Here is a 23,551-nt window from a genome sequence, read left to right on the forward strand (position 1 = left end):
GCAACGGCACGGGGTGCCGCGCGCGGGTCCGGACGCCGCGCGTGGGATGCTGGGCGTGATCGAACAGCCGAGGGAACACGACAGTGGCGATGGCAGGGACACGAGGCACACGACGGGCGCTCACGGACCTGTGGGACCGCTACTCGGCCTCCGACCCCGGGCTGCTGCGGCTGATGGCCGGCCTGCGCACGGTCGGCTCGATCGGCCTGGCGCTGCTGGTCCTCGCCGTGATGGACACCCCGGTGACCCAGCTCGTGGCCGGCGCGATGGCCGCGATGGTCTCCACGTTCGCCATCCGCGACAAGCGGGTGCCCGACCAGGCCGTCACCCTCGCGCTCGGGCTGCCGGCCGCGCTCGCCTCGGTGTCCCTGGGCTCGCTGCTCAACCCGCACGTCGTCGTCGGCGACATCTTCTTCGTGCTGCTGATCTTCGTCTGCGCCTACGTCCGCCGGTTCGGCGACCGCTACACCGCGATCGGCATGATCAGCTTCCAGGTGTACTTCGTCTCGCTGTTCGTGCACGCCACCCCCTCCGACCTGCCCGGCCTCTGCCTCACCCTGACCATCGCGTTCGCGTGCAGCGCGCTGACCCGATTCGCGTTCGTGCCCGAGACCCCCGAGCGGACCCTGCGCCGGCTGCGGCAGGCGTTCCGGGCCCGCACCGTGCAACTCGTCGCCACCCAGCGCGAGGTGCTGGAGTCCCCGGCCGACCACCTCGACAGCGCCGTCGCCGACCTGCGCAAGGACACCGCACGGCTGCACGAGAGCGCCCTGATGATCCAGGCCAGGCTGGAGGACGGCACCTCCGACCCGGCCACCGCCAACCAGCTCCAACGCCGCGTCGTGGACGCCGAGATCGCCGCAGAGCGGCTCGGCATCCTGCTGCTCAACACCCGCGGCAGCGGCCACGCCGACACCCTCACCCTGCACCTGCCGAACGCCCCACTGCCCGCGCCGGTGCGCCGCCTCGGCGACGAGGACGAGGCCGTCCGCACCCTGCGCAAGGAGATGCGCGCCCTCCAGTTGCTCGTCGCCCGCCTGTCCGAGGACGGCCGCGGCACCGCCGTCACCCACCTGCGCAACCGCCTGCTCGCCTATCGCGACGACGCGAACCTGCCCCGCGCCACCCCCGCGATCCAGGACGCCTTCCGCGGCATCGGCGAGACCGCCCGCGCCGTCCTCGGCCTGCGGATGGCCCTCGACGGCCCCGGCGACGACTCCGACGACGCGCCCGAGACCGTACGCTCCCGCGAGGAGTTCGAGGCCGAGGACCTGGCGCTGGCCGACGACTCCGCGCCCAGCGTGCGCACCGGCCTGGACCGCCCCAGCACCCGCGCCGCCTTCCAGGTCGCCACCGGCTCCGCGCTGGCCGTCCTCGGCGGCGAGTTCCTGTCCTCGCAGCGCTGGTACTGGGCCGTACTGACCTGCTGGGTGGTGTTCCTCAACACCTCCTCCACCGCCGAGATCCTGGTCAAGGGCTACCGGCGGCTGATCGGCACCGTCTGCGGCGTCGTCGCCGGCGTCCTGCTCGCCGGCGCGATCGGTCACCACACCTGGACCGCGTTCGCGCTGGTCCTGGTCTTCATCTTCGCGATGTTCTTCACCGCGCCCGTGTCGTACACGCTGATGTCGTTCTTCGTCACCGCCATGCTCGGGCTGCTCTACACCCTGCTGCACACCTACAGCCTGTCCGTGCTGGTGCTGAGGATCGAGGAGACCGCGCTCGGCGCCGCGTGCGGGGTGATCGCCGCCGTGCTGGTCCTGCCGATCCGCACCGACGAGCACACCGACGCCCAACTCGTCACCGTCCTGACCCGGTTGCGCGACGTGTCCGTGGCGGCGGTGGACCAGCTCGGCGGCGGCCCGGCCGTCGACCTCGTCGACATGTCCCGCGACCTCGACACCGCCCTGGACGCCCTGCGCCGCTCCACCAGCCCGCTCACCTACCCGATCACCCCGCTGCGGGTCCGCCGCCGCACCGCCCGCTACCTCGTCGCCCTGCTGGAGACCTGCGCCTACCACGCCCGTGCCCTGGCGGCCACCGCCGAACTCGTGCCCTACAGCCGGAGCGTGGCCGCCGATCCCCGGCTCGCCGCGGTCGGCCCGCGCATCGCCCACAACATCGACGCGCTCATCAGCCACGTCGAGGCGCAGGAGTCGACGAAGGAGCGGGCGGTCGCGGTCGCGGTGTCGGGCGCCACGGCCGCCGCGCCGCCCGCGGGCGACACCGACCAGCGCGCGGCGGCCCGCAAGGGGCCCGAGGTGCGGACCGGGCCGAGTATCGCGTCCATGCTGGAGGGTTCCGGGAGCAGCAACCTGCGCTCCGGCACCGTCACCTACCGCGTGCTGCGCCACCTGCAACGCCTCGACGAGGGCATCACCGCGCTGGCCCGGCCGCTGCGGGCACCGATGGAGGACGACGGCACGAGCCGGCGCGCGGCAGGCGGCACGGGCGGTGCGGGCGGCGCGACGGCGCAGGCCCGGCCCGCGGGCTGAACGGCCGCCCCGCCGCTCACGGTTCCAGCCGGTGCAGCGTCACGCCGGAGAGCTTCCCGCCGTCCGCCTCCGCCGTCATGTACGTGCGGTACGGCTCGCGCCGCCGGTCCGTCGGAGAACCCGGGTTGAGCAGCCGCAGCCCGTTCGCGGCCACCGAGTCCCACGGGATGTGGCTGTGCCCGAAGACCAGCACGTCGGCGTCCTCGTAGAGCGCCGCGCAGCGCTCCTCCCGCCCGCGCGCCGGGCCCGTCTCGTGCACCACCGCGAACCGCACGCCACCCAGCCGTACCCGTGCCACCTCCGGCAGCCGCGCCCGCAGTCCGGCGCCGTCGTTGTTCCCGTACACCGCGACCAGCCGCCGCGCCCGGGCCTCCAGCAGGTCGAGCGTCGCCTCGTCCACCCAGTCGCCCGCGTGCACGACGACGTCGGCGGCGTCGATCCCGACGAGCAGCGCGGCCGGCAACTCCCGGGCCCGCTTGGGCACGTGCGTGTCGGTGGTGAGCAGCAGGCGCACGGGCGGGGTCTCCTTCGCGGATCGGGGCGGTCGGCCCGATGGCGGTGGCCGATGGCGGTGGGGTGGACGGGTCCGGTGGAGGTGGCCGGTGGCGGGGCCGCGTCCCCCGATCGTCCCACGCGGCTCCCGCGCGCCGGGCCGGGCACGCGGGCGGGAGCGTGGGCGTACCGCACAATGGGGCGGGCCCGACGTTTCCGACGGAGGCCGACGAACGATGACACACGTACCCGAACTCGCCCGCACGCTCGACCTCAGCCCGCACCCGGCGGGCGGCTGGTACCGCAGGATCTACACCTCGCCGGTGCCCCTGGCGCACCCCACGGGCAGCGGCACCCGCGCCTCCGCGACCATGATCCACTACCTCCTCACGCCCGGCGAGCACTACGAGTGGCACAAGGTCGAATCGGACGAGGTGTGGTTCTGGCAGCAGGGCGGCCCGCTGCTGCTGCGCACCAGCAAGCCCGGGCCCGCGCCCGACGGCGTCACCGAGCACCTGCTGACCGCCGACCCGGCCTCCGGCGCCGACCCCTGCTTCCACGCCGTGGCCCCCGCCGGTTCCTGGCAGCGCGCCGAGCCGGCCACCGACCGCGAGGTGCTGGTCAGCTGCGTGGTCACCCCCGGCTTCGACTTCGCGGACTTCACGCTGCTGCGGCGGCGATAGCGGCGCTCGTGCGGTCGTGTCGCTCCGCGGACTGGTGGGCGGCGCCGTCCGGCGGGGGCGGGCGCCGCATGTCGATGTGCCCCGTGTCCCATCTGCGCAGGTCAGGTGCCGTGCAGGCGTCGTACGGCCGGGCCCCGTGCGGTGGGCGCGCTGCGCCGAACGGGTGATGCCGCGGCGCCTCCCGCCGATCGCCGGCCCGGTGACGACGGGGCGGACGCCGACTTCCGACCCGGGGGTGACCTCCACCGCGACCCCGTCTCCGATGGCGCGCTGACCCGGGCGGGGTTGTCGGGTAACGAAACCTGCGACCGGACGAGCGCACAGCGACCGGCAGGGTGTTGCTCACCGGCGGTGCTCACCCTTGGAGTTCGGCAAGGGAGCCGTGCCATGTCACCTGACCGTCATTCCGTGCCGCGGTCGCGGTCTGCGTGGCGGTGGCGTCCTGCTCGCGGTCCAGGACGCGTTGCGGGCGCGGATCGCCGACGGTGTCACCGTGCTCGGCGTGATCGTGTCGCACGCCCTCGCGCCGGCGCTGCACTCGCGTGACGTGCTCGGGCACGGCCTCGGCGGTGCGGTGCGGTGGGAGGCGCGGGCGCGGCAACTCTGGTCTGCGCGGCCCTGGTTGCCGCCCTCGTGCCACCACGGGGCCGGTCCGATGGTCTCGGCGTGCTGACGGTATTCCGCCATGCCCGCGACGTTCAGGTCGAAGGAGGACCTGCGTGCCGTCTTGTTTGCTGGCGTCGACCCACGAGAAGGACCAGTTGGTGACCCTTCGCCCGGCCGGCCCGCGTCGATGAAGACCACCTCGGCCCCGTGCCGCGACAGGTTCCAGCCCACGCGGGCGCCGAGAACGCCCACTCCGATGACCGCGACACGTGCGGGCCGTTGCACATATCCCGTGCTCACCGACGTCCCCTCCCATGATCACGGGCGAACTCCCGCTCCAGGCATGCCCACACTAGTTCCGCGACGAGCGCGTGACGCGGTCGGGAACACCGTGCCTCGGGTGGGCCGCGTTCGTATCGGCGGTGTTCGTCCCGGCCGCAACCGGCTGGGCCGACTTCGTCAGCGGGGGGCGTCAGCAGGCCGCGTGCGGCCGTCTTCCGTACCGCTTGTCGCTTCGGCGCCGGTGGCCGGGGGGCGGTCGCGGCGGCGGCCGACGAGCGCGAACGACGCGGCCGCGAGGGCCTGGAAGGCGGCGGCGGTCAGGAGCGCGCCGGGCAGGGAGCGGGTGGCGAGGGGGCCGGCGAGGGCGGTGCCGAGGGCGTAGCCGGTGGTCTTGAGGCTGGCGCCGGTGGTGAAGACCTGGCCGCGCAGGTGGGCGGGGGCGTCGCGGTGGCGGATCGCGAACAGGGCGGTGAGCTGCGGGCCTTGGCCGGCGCCGGCGAGGATCGCGGCGGCGGCGAGGGCCGGCGGGCGTGTCGTCGCGGCGAGCAGGAGCGCGGCACCGAGCAGGACGGTGGCCGACCACAGCACGGTGTCCGGGCGCAGGGCGCGCGGCCGGCGGGCGAGGAGGGTGTTGGCGGCGAGCGCGGACGCGGCGGCGCCGGAGAGCAGGTACGCGCCGTGCCCGGCCCCGCCCAGCGACGCCGCGCCGAGCAGCGGGGCGCAGGTGATGAACATGCCGGCGCCGACGCAGGACACCACGGAGGCGGTCGTCGCGCGGGCGAGCGCGGGTGCGCGGTGGATCGCGCGGAACCCGGCGGCGAGGTCGGCGCGGATCGAGGCGCGCGGCGGGCGCCGGTCGGCGGGCTCGTCGGGCTCGGTGGGTTCCGTCGGCTCGGCGGGTGCGCGCGGCAGTGCCCACGCGGGGGCCAGCGCCAGGCAGATGAGCGCGGCCGCGACCGCGACGGCGACCGGCGCTCCCGACAACCCGGCCACCAGCCCGGCGAGCGCGGGGCCGACCAGGCTCGCCAGGTCGTAGGTCATCGCGTCGAGCGCGTTCGCCCGCGCGAGCGTGCCGGCGGTGACGACGCGGGGGAGTTGCGAGGTCCAGCCGCCGGACAGGGCGGGTCCCAGCGGGCCGGCGAGCACCCCGAGCAGAACGGTCGCGGCGATGGGCACCCGGTCCAGCGTCGCGAGGAGAACCGCAAGGGCGGCCGCGTAGCCGCCGAGCGCGGCGGCCAGCAGACGTCCGGGGCGGGCGGAGCGGTCGAGCAGCACGCCGAACAGCGGCCCTCCGGCCGCCGCCGACACCATCAGCGCGGCCGGTACCGCCGCCGCGCGGGACGCCGAACCGGTGGCGGCCAGCCCCGCCAGCAGCAGCGCGGGCCCCGACATCTCGTCGCCGACCCGGGCCGCGGCCGCGCCGCCGATATACGACCGCAGGGCGCGGCCACCGTGACGCTTTTCCATGCGAGTGACGTTACGCAGGTAACTCAAACATGCGCCACATACGTTACTGTGTGCGGATGTCATCTCCGGCTCCGTACGACGACCGGTCCACCCGGCACTCCGTGGCGGCCAACGCCAGGCGCACCGCCGACCTCGTCAACGCGCTTGCGGTGGAGGGACATCGGGCGGATCAGGGTGTCGAGGTGTCCGTCGGCGCGGCGGCGAACGAGGCCGCCGACGCCCGTACCCGGGACGCGGTCGCCGCCGTGCTGCGCGCGTACGGCGAGGCCGCACCCCTCACCTTCACCGCCGCCGACCTCGCCGACCTGCGTGCGGCCGCCGGCCTGCTGCGCGAGGTGTTCGCCGCCGGGCACGTCGACGAGGCCGCGGCCCGCCTCAACCGCCTGCTCGCGGCAGGCACCGGCCCGCTCCGCCTCACCTCGCACGGCGGCGGCAGCCCCTGGCACCCGCACCTGGACAGCGACGACGACGCGCCGTGGGCCGAGTGGTTCCTGTCCTCCTCCTGCATGGCGCTCGCCGTCCTGGTCTGGGACCGGCAGCGCCCGCCCGGCGGCGTGTGCGCCTCGCCGCGCTGCCCGAACGTCTACGTCACCGAGGGGCGCGGCCCGAACCGCCGCTACTGCTCGCGCCGTTGCGCCACCCGCGAGCGGGTCGCCGTGCACCGGGCGCGCGCCGCGGCAGCATCCGACCCGCCGCAAGTGCCGTCGCCGGTGCCGCTGTCCGCGCGGCGGGCTGTCGGGAGGCGGTCGTCATGACGAAGGGCCCGGTGAACGGCCCCGCGAGCGGCCCGGTGAACGGTCCGGCGAGCGGCTCCACGATCGAACTGGCCCCGGTCACGCCGCCCGACCGGCCCGTGCTGGCCCGCCTCCTCCAGCTCTACCTGTACGACTTCTCCGCCTGGCGCCCTCAAGACATCACCGCGCAGGGCACGTTCGGCTATCGCTACTTCGACGCGTACTTCACCGAGCCGAGCCGGGAGGCGTGCCTCATCCGGGTGGGCGGGGCCCTGGCCGGATTCACCATGACCCGCGAACTGCCGGACGGCGAGCGGGAGATGAGCGAGTTCTTCGTACTGCGGGGGCACCGCAGGCACGGTACGGGCCGCCTCGCCGCGCTCCACACCCTGCGCCGGCACCCCGGCCGGTGGGTCCTCGACTTCGACCACGCCAACCACGTCGCCGCCCGCTTCTGGCCGCAGGTCGCCGCCGAGGCCACCGAGTCCGCCGGCGGTACGGTCAGCCGCGAGGACCGCTACCCGCCGGCCGTTGCGCACGCCGTCGCGTGCCTGCGCTTCTCCGTCGCCCCGCCCGCGGACTGACCCCCGTCCCGCCGGCTGCCCGGCTACCCGCTTCCGGGCGTCCCGTGGCGACCGCGTCGCCCCCCTGCTCGTCCGCGCGAACGGTCACTGTCAGTGGTCGCTCCTACGATGGCGGGTATGAAGTTCGAGCCGTTCGACATCCGTTCCGCGCTGCCCGCGATGCTCGCCGCGCCACGCGACCGCGCGCTCGCCTGGTGGTTCATCACCGGCTTCGCCGCGTACTGGGGCCGGCCGCTGGGCGCGGGCGACGGATGGGACCCCGCGGTCGTCGACGCCGCCGAGCGGCGCCTCGGCCTGACGCTGCCGGCCGCGCTCCGGGAGGCGTACCAACTGTTCGGCCGGCGCGACGACCTGACGAGCAACCAGGACCGGCTGCTGCCACCCGACGAGCTGTACGTGTGGGACGGCGCGCTCGTCTACCGGGAGGAGAACCAGGGCTGCGCCCACTGGGGCATACCTCTGGCCGACTTCGACGAGCGCCCCGACGCCGTGGGAGAGGACGCCGTGGGGCAGGACGCGCCGCGTGACGACGCGGTGCGCGACGACCCCCGCACCGTCGCCCGGCCCGACCTCGCGGACAAGTCCCAGGAGCGCTGGGAGCCGTGGATGCCGAGTCTGGCCGCGGCCTGCGTCGAGATCGTCATGGCCGAGGCGCTGATGGACCCGGACGCCCCCACGGACTTCCTGGACACCGACGGGGAGGGGCTCGCGCCGGAGGTGGCGGCGTTGTGCGACCCGCTCCAGCCGTTCGGACCCGGCAGCCGCTGGTTCGTCGGGACCGACGTCCTGATACGCGAGGTCGACGACGCGTTCGTCTGTGTCAGGGGCCGCACCCCCGAAGCACTCGACCCGATCCGCGAGGCGCAGTTCGGCGACTGGCTCGACGACTGACCGCCCCCGGGCCAGGGCCCTCGGCGCCCCCGGGCGCTGGCCCTTCGCGCGCCGCCGCACACCGGGAACGCGACCGGGCGCTTCCGCGTTCGACGCTTGTCGGGTAAGAGTGCGGGGACACGCGGAAACGAGGGAGGGGCCCGATGGATTTCGTCGTCTTCATGACGCTGCCGGGGCTGGTCATCCTGCTGACGGCGGTGGCGTTCGTCGACCAGCTGATGCTGCGCGCCGGCCGGGCCGGGGTGCTGCCCTGGCGCGGTGGCCGGCAGGGCCAGATCACGGCGACCGGCTTCGAGCAGCTGCACGCCACCTTCTCACCCGGCAAGCAGAACGAACTCGACGAGCGGAAGTCCTCGTTGATGCTCCGGGACGAGGAGGGCGACGGCGCGCCGCCGCGCTCGAAGGTCGACCTGGACCAGGGCACCGCGGTGATCCGGATGACCCCGCGCCCCGACCCGAACTGACGCCCCGGCTCCTGCCGGTACGGATACCGGTCAGCCGGTGGGCCAGTGCTGTTCGGCCCAGATCGTCTTGCCTGCCGAGGACTGGCGGGTGCCCCACTTCTCGGTGAGGCACGAGACGATGAACAGGCCCCGACCGCCCTCGTCGGTCACGCGTGCGTGGCGCAGGTTGGGGGCGGTGGCGCCGGAGTCGCTGACTTCGACGGTGAGGGAGCGGTCGAGGATGAGGCGGAGCGTCACGGGTGGCGTGCCGTAGCGCACGGCGTTGGTCACCAGTTCGCTGACCAGGAGTTCGGCCGAGTCGAGGTCGTCGGGGTCGAGCGGGTGGTGGTACTCGGTGAGCCACTGCCGGGTGAGGTGGCGGGCGCGGTTCGCGGCACGGTCCTCCGACGGCAGCGCCCAGGAGGAGGTGCGGCGGGCCGGGAGCGGACGGGCGCGGGCCAGCAGCGCGATGCCCTTGTGGACGGGGTGGGCCGCCAGCCTGGTGAAGATGCCGTCGGCCAGGCCCTGTGCCGTGTCGTAGACCGGCAGCACCTGGCTGATGATCTCCGTGCTGAGAGCAGGGTCCAGGTCGTCGCTGGCCAGAATGAGGGTGCAGTCGTCGTCGAGGGGTGCGGTGGCCATGGCGAAGGGCTCGGTGTCCGGGGCACCCAGGCGGGGGCCCACCGGTGCGTCGATCCGGTCGATCCGACCGTCCGGCCTGATCAGCCGTGGTGCGGGCTGTCCGGCGCAGGCGACGGTGCAGGTGCGGGAGATCGGGTCGTAGAGGGCGTAGACACACGCCGCGGTCAGAGGCGGACTGTCCGAGGTGGAGGCGGCGGTGCGCTCCAGGGCCAGCTGGGTGACGGTGTCGCTGAGCCGGGCGAGGAGTTCGTCCGGTTGAAGCTCCAGTCCGGTCAGCACGCGCAGGGCGGTGCGCAGGTGCCCCATGGCGGTGACACTCGCCATTCCCGTGCCGCCCACCTCTCCGACGACCAGCCCGCATCGCGCGCCGGACAGGGGGATGACATCGAACCACGCGCCGCTGTGAGCGGTCGGGGAGAGCGCGACGAACGCGGTGTCGATGCCCAGTTGCGCACCGGGGACGCGGGAGAGCAGCCTCTGGCGGACCGTGGAGGCGAGGGCCCGGTCGTGGGCGACGCGGCGCGCGTTGTCCAGGCACAGGGCCGCGTGGGCGACGGCGGACTCCACTGCCCGCAGGTCGGCCGTGGTGTAGCGCGCGGAGTCACCGCAGCGGAAGATGCGCAGCAGCCCCAGCACCCTTCCCCTGACGGTCAGGGAGGCCACGATCGCGCTGTGCGCCTCGGCCCTCCGCAGCGCCTCCTGCCGGTGCGGGTCGTCCGCCAGGAGGCCGTCGCGGTCCGACCGCAGCAGCAGGGGCCGCGTCCTCGTCAGGGCCTTGGTGAACGACGACTCGCGATCCACGGTCTCCACCGCGCTGACGCCCTCGTCCGGGTCGGGAGGCCCGGTGGTGCGGATGGCCGCGCGCCGCAGCAGCAGCTTCTCGGGATCGACCGGCTGGAGCGGCGGGTAGTCGCCGCCGGCCAGCTGTTCCGTCACCGACACCACCGCCAGATCGGCGAAACCCGGGCTCAGCGCGTCGGCGAGGTCCTGGCAGGTCTGCATCAGGTCCAGGGAACGTCCGACCCGTTCACGGACCCGGGAGACGGTCATCGCCCGCTCACGGTCCCGCTCGCGGCGGGTGACGTCGAGGAGCGTCATGGCCAGCCCGACCACTTCGCCGCCCGGTCGGCACAGCCGGAACGCGGAAACGGAGTAGTACTGCCGCAGCCCGTGCACGGTCAGGACCGTGACCAGCCGGGAGAAGACCGGCTCCCCGGTTTCCAGCACCCCATGGGCGGCAGCCATGTCCTCGACCGGGCTCTCCAGGCGGTAGACGTCCTCCAGACGGCGTCCGAGAAGGTCCGCCGGCGCGCTGCCGTGCATGGCCCGTGCCGCCGTGCTGACCCGGATCAGCCGCAGATCGCGGTCGAGGACGAGCAGGCCCAACTGCGACACCGAGAAGAGCGCGCGCACCAGCGGGCCCTCCACGTCCGCCTCGGCCGGGTCGGAGGGGTACACCGCCCAGCCGCCGCCCTCGCCGTCGGGCCGCGGTACGGCGCACAGCGCGGCGTCCGTGCCGCGGACCGCCTCCACCACGCGGCCCCCCAGCACCGCGTCCGCCGAGCGGCCGAACAACAACTCCGCGGCCTCGCTCCACGCGCTGACACGGCCCGCGTCATCAGCGGTGAACAGCGGTTCCGTCGCCTGCCCCATCGCGACCTCCCGTTGATCCGCGCAAGAGCGCGCACGTCGCCGAACCCATGACCTTCATGATGGGTACCGGGCGGGCAACTTTCCTGTCGTCCGACGGGGGAGTGGCGGGGCCGGCGGCCGGCCCGCGGAGGATCGGGAGGCGGGCCCGGTCGGCGTGCCATGGGCGTGGGCGCTCTCGTCGGTGCCGAACTGGACCACCCGACCCCGACGACGCCCCGACCCGACGTCGCCCCGATCCCGAAGTCGCCCCGGCCTCGAAGTCGCCCCGACCGCAGGTCACCGTCACACCAGGGCACCGCGTCCGCCGGTCACCGGGCGTGGGCGGCGACCTGGTACGCCGACAGGAGGTCGCCGTCCGGCGTGGGCGGAGTGCCCGAAGCCGGTGTCCGACGGGTCCGCCGGGTGGCCGAAACGCGCCGCCGCCACCCACAGCTGCGGTGCGCCGGTCAGCCGGTCAGCCGGGTGAGGGCCAGCGCGTGGGCGCGGTCGAGGGCGTCGGCAGCGGCGCAGGGGACATCGGGCTGTATACCGGTGCCCTCCCAGTTCGTGCCGGAGACCGGATTGACCGCGCGGCCCACCGGGATCGTGGCTTCCAGGTGCGGGTGCACCGTCCAGCCCTCCCGCGGGTGCGCCCCGCCGCCGGTTCGCTCGCCGACGACGACGGCGCGGCCGAGCTGCTGGAGGTCGTACGTCAGCTCCTCGGCACCGGAGAAGGTGCGGTCGCTGGTCAGTATGTACAGCGGCTTGCTGCCGCCGAAGCGGGCACCGGGAACGTGCGCCGCGCTCCAGGACTGCTCGTAGCGTTCGCCGTCACGCCAGTACATGGTGTTGAGATGGGTGCGCTCGTCCAACAGGTAGCCGCAGACGAAGGCGACGGTGTTCGGGTCGCCCCCCAGGTTGGCGCGAAGATCCACGATCAGCGCCCGGGAGCGGGACGCCAGCGTGAGCGCCGCACTCAGCGGTTCCGCGGCCCACTCCAGCGGAAACAGCATCGGTGCCAGCTCCACCACGGCCACCCCTTCGGAGAGCGACTCCACCCGAGGCGCACCGCCCAGCGAGCTGTCGAAGTCCCGGCGCATGGCCGCCAGGGCGGCCGCCCCCTGCCCCGCGGGCACCGAATCGGCGTGGTACTTCAGCCTCAGATGCCGGTCGCCGTTGACGGACTGCAGGTCCGCGGTGACCAGCGGAGCAAGTTCCTCGGCGCCGCCGACGTCATAGGCGCCCTCGGCGAGGCGCTGCCGCAGCAGGACCGTGAGCTGCTCGGACACCTCGGGGAAGACGTAGTGCTCGATCAGGAGCTCGACGGTCTCGTCGATGACAGGGGCAGGCCGGAACAGTGTCGGAGTCGTCATGGCAGGGAGTAGAGCACCGCCCTTGCGAAAGCGTCAAGAGCGTTAGACACTTTCGGTATGCGTGACCAGCCTTCCTATCCGCCGCCCCCTGAGGACGTCCAGGAGATCGGCTCGCCCGAGCAGTTCGCGGCGCTCGCCCACCCGTTGCGCCAGCGGTTGCTCTTCGCCCTGGGCCACCGTCCCGCCACCATCAGCCAGCTCGCGGTGCGGCTCGACGCGAAGAAGGGCAACGTGGCCCATCACCTCAAGGTGCTCCGTGACGCCGGGCTGGTGCACGTCGCCGAGACCCGCCAGGTCCGCGGCGGCACCGAGCAGTACTACCAGCGCACGGCCCGCCGTATGGTCGTCGCCGAGCCCCGCGCGGCAGGCACCGCCGCGATGCTGGCCGCGGTCGCCCAGGAGCTGGAGCGCTCGCCGGACGAGACCTGTCTGACGCTGCGTCACCTGCGGCTCAGCCCCGCGAAGGCGAAGGAACTCGGCGAGACCCTCTCCCGGTTGGTCGACGAGGCCGAGGAAGACGCGGAGGACCAGCCCGTGTTCGGCGCGTTGGTGACGCTCTACCAGCACGCCCAGCCGACCGCGGCGGACGGTTCCGCCTCGGGCGTGTTGTGAAAGTGCGCCACTTCCCCGGACGGCCGACCGACCACGTCACCGATTTCCGGAACAGGCCCCAGGCGGTGGGGCGGACCGCCGACCTGGTGGCGCCGGCGCGAAGTGGGGGTGCGGGGAAGGCTCGTCAGGTCGCCAGGGCCGTGCGGAGGAAGGCGAGGATCTCCGTCCGGGCGGCCTGGGCCTGTGGCTCCAACCCGGGCAGAGTGAGGAACGCGTGCTTCGCTGCCGGGTATTCGGACAGCCGCACGGGCGTCCCTGCCTCGCGCAAGCGCTCGGCGTAGCGGCGGCCCTGATCGGCGACCGCGTCCTGGGTGGGTACCACCACGAGCGCCGGGGCCAGCCTGCTCAGGTCGTCGGCGTACAGCGGTGAGAGCGCGCGGGCGTCGCTCCCCGGTGGGACGGCGAGCTGCTGGAAGAGCCGCAGTTGGGGCAGCGCGCGGGACGGGGTGTACGCGTACTCGGCGATCGAGGGGTAGTCGTACATCGTCCCGGTCACGTCGACCGCGGGGTTGACCAGCACCTGCGCCTGGAGGTCGATGCCGGCCTCCCGCGCCCGGATCGCGGTCAGCGCGCAGATCAGGGCGCCGCAGCTCTCGCCGAACACGGCCGCGCGCGCCGGATCGACGCCCCACCGCGCGGCGTTCCGCACCACATGCCGCAGCACGTCCCAGCCGTCGTCGGCGGCGTTCGCGAGCGGACTGTCCGGGGCGATGAGGCGATGCTCGACCGAGACGACCAGCGCGGGCAGCGCCGCGGCGAGGTGGCTGTTGGTCCAGTCGCACTGCACCGCCGTGCCCACGAAGCTGCCGCCGTGCACGTGGACCACGAGGGGCAGTTCGGCCCGGGCGGCGGCCTCCCCGTCTCCCGTCGACGCCGGCCGGTAGACCCGGACCAGGAGGTCGCGGCCGGGCAGCGCGACCTCCTGCCAGGCGATCGAGGCGCCGGGGTCCGGCTCCCCGGTGAACGCCCGCGCCGCGCCGGAGGCCCGGAAACGGTTCTCCGCCTCGCGGTAGGCGATCAGTTCCTCGGTCGTGATCGCCGAGAAGTCCGGCTCCGGCGGCCGATTCGCGGTGCTGATCTCGCTCATGTCTCCTGCTCCCCCTCCCGGCGGATGCCGGGTCCGTCGTTGTGGTCGGGCGGTGCGTCGTCGGGCCGTGCGCTGCGGCGTCGGGCCGTGCCCCGCCCGTACGGCCGTGCGTCGCCATCGGGCGGGCAGACCGTTGTCCTCATTATGCACGCGGTGCGTGCATCAACAAGTGCATAGGTTATGCTCGGCTCGGACGAGAGGGGCGCGATGACGGGCCGACGGCGATGGTCGACCGAGGAGATCCTGGACACGGCGGCGGAGATGCTGCGTACCAGCGACGCCGAGTCGTTCAGCGTGCGCAAGCTCGCCGCAGCGCTCGGAACCGACTCCTCCAGCCTCTACCGGCACTTCCGCAACAAGACCGAACTGCTGCGTGCGGTCGCCGACCGGATTCTCCTGGCCGCCATGGACGACTACCGCCCCGAGGGGGACTGGAAGCAGCGCATCACCACCCTCGCCCTGCGCCTGCGCGACGCCTTCGGCGAGCAGCCCCAACTCGCCGCGATCTGGGGGCGCTACGCGTCCAGCGGTACCGGGTCCCGGTTGGTCATGGAGGAACTGCTACAGGCTCTGCGCGCGTCCGGCCTGCCCGACGAGGAGATCCCGGCGCGCTACCACCGCGTCGCGATCCTCCTCGCCGCACTGATCGCCTCCGAGGCCGGTATCAGCACCATCACCCCCGCGGAGTACGAACAGGGCATGGAACTCTTCCGCGTCGCGGTGCTCGGCGCGGCCCCCGAGCGCTTCCCCGCTCTGGCCCACTTCGCCCGCGACGTCCGCCCCCTGGGTGTGGACCGCCGCGCCGCGTTCGAAGAGATCCTCGCCGCCCAACTCGCCCACATCGAGGCCCGGATCTCCTGACGGTCCGGATCACGAGCGGCTGCGAGTGGCACCGCGTTCCGCCCCGTCGCCGTCCGGGCCGCACAACTGCCCTGCGCCCGCCGCGATTTCGGCCGTCCGTCGTCCATGGTCCGGCCGTTCTCCGCGCCGCCGTAGGTGGCCACCCTCCCGGTCCGGCCCCGCGAGGCCGTGCTCCCGGCCCGGTACCGGTCCGCCCGGTCGTACGGTCCGACTCCTCGTCTCGGCTGAGGCCCGCCCGGTCGTACGGTCCGACTCCTCGCCTTGGCTCCACCTCGCCCGGTCGTACGGTCCCACCCTTCGCCCGGCCGCCCCGTACACCAACCCCCTCCGCCAGCCCCGCCATACGCCCCGCGCCCCGCCCCTCCGCGCACCCCGCGCAGCGGCACCCCCGCCAACCCCCCGCGTTCAACTCCTTGACGCCCGATCACTGCCGGACCAGACTGCCGACGGCGCAGATGACAACGATGTCAAGCGAGTTATTTTACGGCAGGGGAAGGTTCACTGTGTATCGACGAAGCAGAAGACGGACCAGATTCGGGGTCCTGGCGCTGGCGCTGACGGCGTGCGTGGCGGCGGCGCCGCAGGCGCTCGCGGCGGCCGCGTCCCCCGGCGGGTTCGGCGGCGCGGGCTCGCACACCGCGCTGGTGTCCGACCCGACCTCATACGTCGATCCGTTGATCGGCACGCAGAAGGGGGCCGACTGGGAGAACACCTTCCCGGGTGTGACCGCCCCGTTCGGCATGATGCAGTTCAGCCCGGACACCACCTCCGGCGGCACCGGGTACAACTACGACGACAAGGCGATCCGGGGCTTCAGTCTCGACCACTTCTCGGGCGGCTGCTCGTCCTTCGGCGACATCCCGATCCTGCCGGTGACCGGCGCGGTCGGCGCGGACCCGGCCGGGCGCACCGAGCACTTCTCGCACGACGACGAGCAGGCCGTGCCCGGCTCGTACGCGGTGAAGCTCGCCGACTCCGGCGTGCAGGTGAACCTGGGCGCGACCACCCGCACCGGCATCGCCAAGTTCGACTATCCGGCGGGCAGTCAGGCGCAGGTGCTGGTCAAGTCCGGTACCAGCCTGGGCGGTGACCTGTCCGCCGACGTGCAGGTGGTGAACGACCACGAGCTGTCGGGCACGACCACGCCACACGGCCTGTGCAACAACAGCAAGTACACGATGTACTTCGACATCACCTTCGACCGGCCGTTCACCGCACACGGCACCTGGCAGGGTGGCAGCGTCACGCCCGGCGCCTCGAGTGCGTCGGGCTCGGGCTCGGGCGCGTACCTGACGTTCGACACCTCCGCGAGCCGCAGCGTGACGGCGAAGGTCGGCATGTCCTACGTCAGCACGGCGGGCGCGGCCAAGAACTCGGCCGCGGAGATCCCGGGGTGGAACGTGGCGCACGTGCAGGCCGACACCCGCGCGGCCTGGCGGAACCTGATGCGCAAGGTGGATGTGGGAGGGGCGAGCAAGGACGAACTGACCACGTTCTACACGTCGTTGTACCGCTCGTTCCAGTCGCCGAGCGTCTTCAACGACGTCGACGGCCGCTACATCGGCTTCGACGACGCGATCCACACCGTGCCGAAGGGCCACACCCAGTACGCGACGTTCTCCGACTGGGACATCTACCGCTCGCTGGCCCCGCTGCAGACGATGCTCTACCCGGACAAGGCCGGCGACATGGCCAACTCGCTGCTGCGCGACGCCCAGCAGCAGGGCGGCTGGTGGCCGAAGTGGCCGTCGCAGAACATGACCGGCAACGTGATGAACGGCGACAACGGCGTGCCGCTGTTCGCCCAGTACGTCGCCTTCGGTGCGAAGGGCGTCGACGTCAAGGACGCCCTGCCGATCATGAAGAAGGCGGCGACGACCTCGCAGAAGGTCGGCTGGGGCTGGGTGGAACGGCCCGGCATCGAGGACTACGTCAAGCTCGGCTACGCGCCCAACGACGCCACCTCGCAAGGCGATCACGGCCTGCAGGGCGCCTCGGAGACCCTGGAGTGGGCCACCGACGACTTCGCGATCTCCCAACTCGCCGCCTCCGTCGGCGATCACCGGACCCAGGCGGAGTACGCCAAGCGCGGCAACAACTGGCAGAACATCTACGACCCCGCCACCGGCTACCTGCGCCCGCGTGACGACAACGGCTCCTTCCCGGCCGGCCCCGGCTTCCAGACCCCGCCGGCCGGCGCGTTCGGGCAGGACGGCTACGACGAGGGCAACGCGGCGCAGTACAACTGGTCGGTTCAGCAGGACATTGCGGGACTGGTCGCCGCGATGGGCGGCAAGGACAAGGTGATCCCGCGCCTGGACGACTTCTTCTCCCAGCTCAACGCGGGCGGCAACGCGCCGTACGACTGGGCGGGCAACGAGATCGACACGACCGCGCCGTGGATGTACGACTACGTCGGCCAGCCGTGGAAGACGCAGGAGGTGGCACGGCGGTTCGAGACCGAGCTGTTCACCACCGCGCCCGACGGGCTTCCCGGCAACGACGACAACGGCGCGCTGTCCTCGGAGTACGTGTGGGCGGCGCTCGGCATGATGCCCGCCACCCCCGGCACCCCGACGCTGGCGCTGAACAGCCCGCTGGTCAAGCGGGCCGTGATCAGCCTCGGCACCGGTCACAAGATCACCATCGACGCGCCGAAGGCCGCCGACAACGCCCCCTACGTCACCGGGATGCGGCTGGACGGCCGTACCTTCGCCGCCACCGCGCTGCCCGCGTCGTTCGCCACCCGCGGCGGCGCGCTCGACGTGAGCCTGTCCACCCGGCCCGACACCCACTGGGCCACGGGCGCGCAGGCGGCTCCGCCGTCGTACCGGGACTACGAGGTCCCGGCGGTCGGCTACCTGACCCCGACCGGGACGCAGGTCGCCCCGGGCGGCACTTCGCTGCCGGGCACGGTCGGCGTCTCCGAACTGGCCGGCCACGCCGGCAAGGTGCACTGGAGCGCCGCCTCCGACGTGGCCGGGGTGAGCGTCACCCCGTCGTCGGGCACGCTCGACCTGACCCGCGCCGCGAGCGCGACGGTGCCGGTCTCCATCGCGGTCGCCGACGGCACCCCGTCCGGCTACCACCCGGTGAAGGTCTCCTTCACCACCGCGAGCGGTCAGTCCCTGCCCGGCGGCGCGTCCGTGATCACCGTGCCGGCCGCCGACGGTGCCGCGACCTCCTGCGACACCCTCGGCGCCACCGACACCGAGTGCGGGCTGCGGCTGCGCGACAACGGCGACGGCCACACCACGCCGGTCACGGTCGGCGGCCGCTCCGGCCGCTCCACCACCGACGGTTCCCCGTTCGAGTACTTCGACGTGGACAACACCACGGTTCCGGGCGGCAGTTACCACGCCACGGTGACCATCGACTACTACGACCACGGCACCGGGAGCTGGAGCCTGCAGTACGACGCGACCGGAAACGCGTACAAGTCGACGGCGCCGGTGGCCAAGACCGGCACCGACACCTGGAAGACCGCCACGTTCACGGTGGACGACGCGGCCTTCCACAACGGCGAGAACGCGGGCACCGACTTCCGCCTCGCCAACAGCGGTGACACCGGCACCATCGGCCGGGTGCACGTCTCGGTCACCGGCGACAACGTCCTGGCGCTGCACCTCTGCCCGGACGACAACTGACCCGCTGACGCGGTGACGCCGCTGAGGCGGTGATCCGGTGATCCGCTGACGCGGTGACGCCGCTGATCCGGCGGCGCGTTGACGCGGTGAACCGCTGGGCGCCGGCGCGTGCGCGTGCCGGTGTTCCCGAGAGGCTGCCGATCGGCCCCAAGGCCGGTCGGCAGCCTTATGTGTGACGGCTGGTCAGTTCTTCGGCTCCCGCGTCGCGGCGGGTGCGTCGTGTGGGTTCGGTGTGTGTGGTGTGACCACTGTGTGCGGGCCGGGCGCCAACTCCTTGACGCTGGGCCGGGGTCGGCTGAGACTGCCTAACGAGCCGCTAGACCCCCGATCCGTAGATTGAGAGCGTTCTCTGCATGAGAAATCGAAGGATCGGTCGCGAATTGAGGCTATGAAATAACGGATACAAGCGCGATCAACCCCCACTATCCGCGCTGACCCGAGCGTTCACTTCATGAACCCGGGTGAAAGGACCCCCCATGCGCAGACCATCCATCAAGGCCCGCACCGCGGCCCGGTGGCGTCACAGGACCCCCCGCCGGCGCGGCTACGCCGTACTCGGTGCCGCCACCTTGCTGCTCGCCGCACTGACGGGCTTGACCGGAACGGCCGGCGCCGCCTCGGCGGCGGAGTCCGCCGGCCACGTCGACACGGCCGCCCGACCCGCGGCCGACGCGGCGGACTGCCCGGCGCAGTCCGACACCCCCGACTTCGGGCCGAACGTGCACGTCTTCGACCCGTCGATGGGCGACGCCGCGATCCAGTCCCAACTCGACACCCAGTTCAACCAGATGAAGGACACCCAGACCGCCCAGTTCAGCGAGAACCGGGTGGCCGACCTGTTCAAGCCCGGCAGCTACAGCGTCGAGGACAACGTCGGCTTCTACACGTCCGTGGCCGGACTCGGCCAGAACCCGGACGACGTCACCATCAACGGCGACGTCACCGTGGACGCCTTCAACGCCTCCGACGCCGGCAACGCCACGCAGAACTTCTGGCGCAGCGCGGAGAACCTGGCGATCAACCCCTCCAGCGGCACCGACCGTTGGGCGGTCGCCCAGGCCGCGCCGTTCCGCCGGATCGACGTGCACGGCAACCTGGCGCTCTACCCGGCCAGTTACGGCTACGCCAGCGGCGGCTTCATCGCCGACACCAAGGTCAGCGGCCAGGCGTCGTCGGTGTCGCAGCAGCAGTGGTACACCCGCAACAGCAACCTCGGTAGCTGGGACGGCGGCGTGTGGAACATGGTCTTCTCCGGCGTCAGCGGAGCTCCGGGCAACACCTTCCCCAACCCCCCGGAGACCACCCTCGCCACCACCCCGGTCTCCCGCGACGTGCCGTACCTGTACGTCGACGGCTCGGGCAACTACCGGGTGTTCGAGCCGAGCCTGGAGACGAACTCCTCCGGCGCGAGCTGGGCGAACGGCAGCACGCCCGGCACCTCGCTGCCGATGAGCCAGTTCTACGTGGTGAAGGCCGGCGACACCGCGGCCACCATCAACAACGCGCTCGCCGAGGGCTGCAACCTGTTCGTCACCCCGGGCGTGTACCACCTGAACCAGACGCTCAACGTGACGCGCGCGGACACCACCATCCTGGGCGTGGGCTACCCGACCTTCGTCCCGGACAACGGCGTCAACGCGATGCAGGTCGCCGATGTCGACGGAGTCCGGATCAAGGGGCTGCTCTTCGACGCGGGCACCACCAACTCGCAGGCGCTGCTCACCGTCGGGCCGTCCGGCTCCTCCGCGGACCACTCGGCCGACCCCACCACCATCCAGGACGTCTTCTTCCGGATCGGCGGTGAGAACGCCGGCAAGGCGACCGACAGTCTCGTCGTCAACAGCAACAACACCATCATCGACCACATCTGGGCCTGGCGCGCCGACCACGGCAACGCGGGCACCGTCGGCTGGAACACCAACACCGCGGACAACGGGCTGACCGTCAACGGCAACAACGTGCTCGCCGACGGCCTGTTCGTGGAGCACTACCAGAAGTACGAGGTGGTGTGGAACGGCCAGGGCGGCAAGACCATCTTCTTCCAGAACGAGAACCCCTACGACCCGCCGGACCAGGCGTCCTGGATGAGTTCGTCGGGCGTCAACGGCTACGCGGCCTACAAGGTGGCGGACAACGTCACCTCCCACGAAGCGTGGGGCCTGGGCAGCTACTGCTACTTCAACGTCAACCCGGCCGTGAACAACTACCACGCCTTCGAGGTCCCCAACACCCCGGGCGTGAAGTTCCACGACGCGCTGACCGTCTCGCTGGGCGGCGTGGGCACCATCAGCCACGTCATCAACGACACCGGAGCGGTCACCGCCTCCAACACGACGCCCAGCAACGTCGTGAGTTTCCCGTAGATCCGCACTTGCGGACCGCACCACTCGCGCCGGGTGAACGACCCGGACGAGCTGCATGACCCGCACCAACCGCATGACCGCACCACCCGCACCGAGCGCGGCCCCGGACGCCCCCGCCCACGTAGGCGAGGGCCTCCGGGGCCGCGTCCATGCCACCGGCGTACGGCCCCCCAGAGTACGGCCCCCGGAGTACGGCCTGCGGCGCCGCGCGCCGCGGTCAGCAGCCCGCCCGGCGGTAGATCCGCGCTCCCTGGACGACGGCGACCGGCAGGTAGTCGCGGTCCACCAGACGCGCGAGCGGCGGGTAGTCCGCCAGCGGGTACGGGGTGCCGGCGGAGTCGTCGACCACCAAGCACGGGGGAGCGGCGGCCAGTTCGCGGCGGAGGCCGGCCCATGCGCCCGGGACGGCGTAGCGGGCGCCCACGCGGTGGACGTCCGCGCCGCCGCTGAAGTTGGTGAGCAGCCCGGCGGTGAGGTAGCGGCTGCCCGCGGGCCGGCCGGCGAGCCAGTACACCTCCGGGTGCATGCCCCACAGGAAGACGCGCTGCCCGGGCTTGCTGTAGCCGTCCACCGCCGAGGCCACCGCGAGCGACTTGCCCAGCTCCGGCGGCTGAGAACGCAGGGCGCCGGCGGTGAAGGCCGCGCAGACCGCCACCGCGCACGCCACCGCGAAGGCGGTGGCGCGGGACCGGCCGAACCAGGCCGCCACGCCGCCCCGTTGGGAGGGCGCTCGCTTCGACCGCGGGTGGCGGGGCGCCGCGCTCACCGCACGCACCGCCAGCAGCGCGAGCGGGGGCACCAGTTGCAGGAAGTAGTGGCCGTAGAAACGGAATCCCGCGCTGACGCCGGCCGCGGAGGCGAGCAGCCACAGCAGCAACACGCCGTCGAACGAGCTGAGTTGGCGGCGGGCGCGGAGGCGGGGCAGCAGGCGGGGCAGGAGGGGCGCGCAGCCGGCGAGGACGACGGCGAGCCGCAGCAGGATGCCGGCCGCGTGCCCGCACATCGCGGCCACGCTCTGCGGCGAGTCGGCGTAGGACCCGGAGGAGAGGAAGATCCAGAACACGAAGGGGCGTACGCCCAGCAGGAGCGCGCAGCCGGCGATCGGCAGCAGCAGGCCCGCCGCCAGGGCCGCGCCGTGCCGCAGCCGGCGCCGCCGCGGTGAGGTGAGCACCATCACGGCCAGCGGCAGGAGCGGGGCGAGGCCGACCTGCTTGGTGAGGGTGGCGACGGCCAGGGCGAGGCCGGCGGCGAGGAAGCGGTGCCGCGCGCCGTAGTACATCGCGGCCGCGGTCGCCGGGAGCATGAAGATCTCGAAGGTCGCCGCCATCGCGTCGGGCGGCGGCAGCGCCGCCGACAGGGCGACGGTCAGCACGCCGGCCGGCAGCGCCGCCGACCGGCCCCACGCGACCGCTGCCAGCCGCGCGACGAACACCGCGGTGACCGTAAGGGCCAGCACCGCGCACACCCGCACCAGCCACAGCGTGCCGGGCCCGGTCAGGGCGAAGCACGCTTCGTACAGCCAGGGCACCAGGGGCGGTTTGCGGTCCACCACGTCGGCGTACATCCGCCCGCCGTGGTGCAGGGCGACCGCTTCGGTGCCGAGATAGCCCTCGTCCGGGCTCCAGAACGGGCGCCGGAAGGAGGGCGCGCGCACCGCGAGGGAGAGCGCGAGCAGGATCGCGGCCTGGGTGACCGGGTGGTGGAGCCGCGGCCGGCTCGCGCGCGGGTCGGAGCGCGAGCCGGTGCCGGGACCGGTACGGCGGGAGGGCCGCTCGGGCGCGGGCGCAGGACGCGGGCCGGGTGGCGCGACCGTGCCGGCCGTCACGGCGAGCGCCGCCACCGGCCTGCCCCGTGCCACCCTGCCGTTCGCCACGGTCGCCATACCTTCGCCCCTCTCCCGGACCTGGACCCTGGACCGGGCCCGGCCCGGCGCGGACATCCGTCATCCACTGACGCACAGTCACCACGCTCGGGACGTCGACCCAACGCATCGGTCCACTAGTTAACTAGTGGACTGGATGATGCGCGGGATTTCGGCTGGCTGTCAAACGAGGGCTGAACGCCGCAGCTCAGCAGGGTGTGGCGACCCTCAGGGGCGTCATGTGGCGGTCCGCGCGGCGCCGCATGGCGCCGAGGGTGGGCGGTCGGAAGGAGTGGAGTGCCGAGTGCGACGCGGGTCTAGGTCCACCGGTCCACTAGTGATATAGTGCGCCCGTGGTCACCTACCGTATCGAACGGCGAAGCGGCGTCGCCGCCTACCAGCAGATCGTGCGGCAGACCGAACAGGCCCTGCGGCTCGGCCAGTTGGCGCCCGGCGACAAGCTCCCCTCGGCGGCCGAGGTGGTGGCCGCCACCGCGATCAACCCGAACACCGTGCTCAAGGCGTACCGCGAACTGGAGCGCCAGGGGCTGGTCGAGGCCCGCCAGGGCGTGGGGACGTTCGTCCGCAAGTCGCTCGCCCAGCCCGGCTCCGCCGCCGACTCCCCGCTGCACGAGGGCCTGCGGGCCTGGATGGCCGCCGCCCGCGCCGCCGACCTCGGCCGCGAGGACGTCGCCGCACTGCTGACCTCCGCTCTCGACGAGTCCTTCCCGCGCGCCGCCGACACCCGCGTGCCCGGAACAGGGACGTACGACGCCCACCCGCACGGCTAGCGAGG

Annotated in this window: 18 protein-coding genes and 1 pseudogene; 11 read left to right on the plus strand and 8 right to left on the minus strand. The window is 73.0% G+C overall.

Annotated features, from left to right (window positions below; translation table 11 throughout):
- The first annotated feature begins 89 nt into the window (after positions 1–89).
- Complete coding sequence (locus AB0399_RS19375; protein WP_366412139.1) at positions 90–2,495, plus strand: FUSC family protein; 2,406 nt, start codon at positions 90–92, stop codon at positions 2,493–2,495.
- 16 nt (positions 2,496–2,511) lie between these two features.
- On the opposite strand, the gene AB0399_RS19380 is transcribed toward AB0399_RS19375, so the two are convergent.
- Positions 2,512–3,009 (minus strand): metallophosphoesterase, encoded by a 498-nt coding sequence (locus AB0399_RS19380; protein WP_366412140.1) that lies wholly within the window; start codon positions 3,007–3,009, stop codon positions 2,512–2,514.
- 214 nt (positions 3,010–3,223) lie between these two features.
- On the opposite strand from AB0399_RS19380, the gene AB0399_RS19385 reads away from it, so the two are divergent.
- Positions 3,224–3,670, plus strand: a complete 447-nt coding sequence (locus tag AB0399_RS19385; RefSeq protein ID WP_329372098.1) for a cupin domain-containing protein — start codon at positions 3,224–3,226, stop codon at positions 3,668–3,670.
- Positions 3,671–4,025: 355 nt separating this feature from the next.
- Here AB0399_RS19385 and AB0399_RS19390 read toward each other — a convergent pair whose 3' ends face one another.
- The 3 genes and pseudogenes from AB0399_RS19390 to AB0399_RS19400 form a co-directional block, all read right to left on the minus strand.
- Positions 4,026–4,229 (minus strand): hypothetical protein, encoded by a 204-nt coding sequence (locus AB0399_RS19390; RefSeq protein WP_366412189.1) that lies wholly within the window; start codon positions 4,227–4,229, stop codon positions 4,026–4,028.
- A gap of 77 nt (positions 4,230–4,306) precedes the next feature.
- A pseudogene (locus AB0399_RS19395) lies at positions 4,307–4,576 on the minus strand (FAD-dependent oxidoreductase); the annotation flags it as partial.
- A gap of 159 nt (positions 4,577–4,735) precedes the next feature.
- Positions 4,736–6,025 carry an MFS transporter gene (locus AB0399_RS19400; RefSeq protein ID WP_366412141.1) on the minus strand — a complete coding sequence of 430 codons (1,290 nt, stop codon included), beginning with the start codon at positions 6,023–6,025 and terminating at the stop codon, positions 4,736–4,738.
- A 56-nt stretch (positions 6,026–6,081) separates the two neighbouring features.
- Between AB0399_RS19400 and AB0399_RS19405 the strand changes: the two genes are divergently transcribed.
- The 4 genes from AB0399_RS19405 to AB0399_RS19420 all read left to right on the plus strand — a co-directional run bounded on the left by AB0399_RS19405 (position 6,082) and on the right by AB0399_RS19420 (position 8,698).
- Positions 6,082–6,780: a CGNR zinc finger domain-containing protein gene (locus AB0399_RS19405; protein WP_366412142.1), complete on the plus strand. Its 699-nt coding sequence runs from the start codon at positions 6,082–6,084 to the stop codon at positions 6,778–6,780.
- Positions 6,777–7,343: a GNAT family N-acetyltransferase gene (locus AB0399_RS19410; protein ID WP_366412143.1), complete on the plus strand. Its 567-nt coding sequence runs from the start codon at positions 6,777–6,779 to the stop codon at positions 7,341–7,343. The genes AB0399_RS19405 and AB0399_RS19410 overlap by 4 nt, the downstream gene beginning before the upstream one ends.
- A gap of 117 nt (positions 7,344–7,460) precedes the next feature.
- Positions 7,461–8,234, plus strand: a complete 774-nt coding sequence (locus AB0399_RS19415) for an SMI1/KNR4 family protein (protein ID WP_366412144.1) — start codon at positions 7,461–7,463, stop codon at positions 8,232–8,234.
- A gap of 143 nt (positions 8,235–8,377) precedes the next feature.
- Positions 8,378–8,698 (plus strand): DUF6191 domain-containing protein, encoded by a 321-nt coding sequence (locus AB0399_RS19420; RefSeq protein WP_366412145.1) that lies wholly within the window; start codon positions 8,378–8,380, stop codon positions 8,696–8,698.
- A gap of 30 nt (positions 8,699–8,728) precedes the next feature.
- Here the strand turns inward: AB0399_RS19420 and AB0399_RS19425 are convergent, their stop codons facing one another.
- Positions 8,729–10,972: a SpoIIE family protein phosphatase gene (locus AB0399_RS19425; RefSeq protein WP_366412146.1), complete on the minus strand. Its 2,244-nt coding sequence runs from the start codon at positions 10,970–10,972 to the stop codon at positions 8,729–8,731.
- Between the two features lie 446 nt (positions 10,973–11,418).
- Positions 11,419–12,324 carry a S41 family peptidase gene (locus tag AB0399_RS19430; RefSeq protein ID WP_366412147.1) on the minus strand — a complete coding sequence of 302 codons (906 nt, stop codon included), beginning with the start codon at positions 12,322–12,324 and terminating at the stop codon, positions 11,419–11,421.
- A gap of 57 nt (positions 12,325–12,381) precedes the next feature.
- Here AB0399_RS19430 and AB0399_RS19435 point away from each other — a divergent pair, with 57 nt between their 5' ends.
- Complete coding sequence (locus AB0399_RS19435) at positions 12,382–12,936, plus strand: winged helix-turn-helix domain-containing protein (protein ID WP_329372117.1); 555 nt, start codon at positions 12,382–12,384, stop codon at positions 12,934–12,936.
- Between the two features lie 124 nt (positions 12,937–13,060).
- On the opposite strand, the gene AB0399_RS19440 is transcribed toward AB0399_RS19435, so the two are convergent.
- Entirely contained in the window at positions 13,061–14,023 is a 963-nt protein-coding gene (locus tag AB0399_RS19440) for an alpha/beta hydrolase fold domain-containing protein (protein WP_366412148.1), read from the minus strand.
- A 207-nt stretch (positions 14,024–14,230) separates the two neighbouring features.
- Here AB0399_RS19440 and AB0399_RS19445 point away from each other — a divergent pair, with 207 nt between their 5' ends.
- The 3 genes from AB0399_RS19445 to AB0399_RS19455 all read left to right on the plus strand — a co-directional run bounded on the left by AB0399_RS19445 (position 14,231) and on the right by AB0399_RS19455 (position 20,894).
- Positions 14,231–14,884: a TetR/AcrR family transcriptional regulator gene (locus tag AB0399_RS19445; RefSeq protein ID WP_366412149.1), complete on the plus strand. Its 654-nt coding sequence runs from the start codon at positions 14,231–14,233 to the stop codon at positions 14,882–14,884.
- Between the two features lie 503 nt (positions 14,885–15,387).
- Positions 15,388–18,531, plus strand: a complete 3,144-nt coding sequence (locus AB0399_RS19450) for a GH92 family glycosyl hydrolase (RefSeq protein WP_366412150.1) — start codon at positions 15,388–15,390, stop codon at positions 18,529–18,531.
- 476 nt (positions 18,532–19,007) lie between these two features.
- A complete protein-coding gene (locus AB0399_RS19455) occupies positions 19,008–20,894 on the plus strand; it encodes a hypothetical protein (RefSeq protein WP_329372125.1) in 1,887 nt (628 codons plus the stop codon).
- 217 nt (positions 20,895–21,111) lie between these two features.
- Here the strand turns inward: AB0399_RS19455 and AB0399_RS19460 are convergent, their stop codons facing one another.
- Positions 21,112–22,776, minus strand: coding sequence for a glycosyltransferase family 39 protein (locus tag AB0399_RS19460; RefSeq protein ID WP_366412151.1), 1,665 nt, complete (start codon positions 22,774–22,776; stop codon positions 21,112–21,114).
- Between the two features lie 332 nt (positions 22,777–23,108).
- Between AB0399_RS19460 and AB0399_RS19465 the strand changes: the two genes are divergently transcribed.
- Positions 23,109–23,546, plus strand: coding sequence for a GntR family transcriptional regulator (locus AB0399_RS19465; protein ID WP_328460936.1), 438 nt, complete (start codon positions 23,109–23,111; stop codon positions 23,544–23,546).
- Positions 23,547–23,551: the final 5 nt, after the last annotated feature.

Source organism: Streptomyces sp. NPDC088194 (genome assembly GCF_040702025.1).
GTDB lineage: Bacteria > Actinomycetota > Actinomycetes > Streptomycetales > Streptomycetaceae > Actinacidiphila.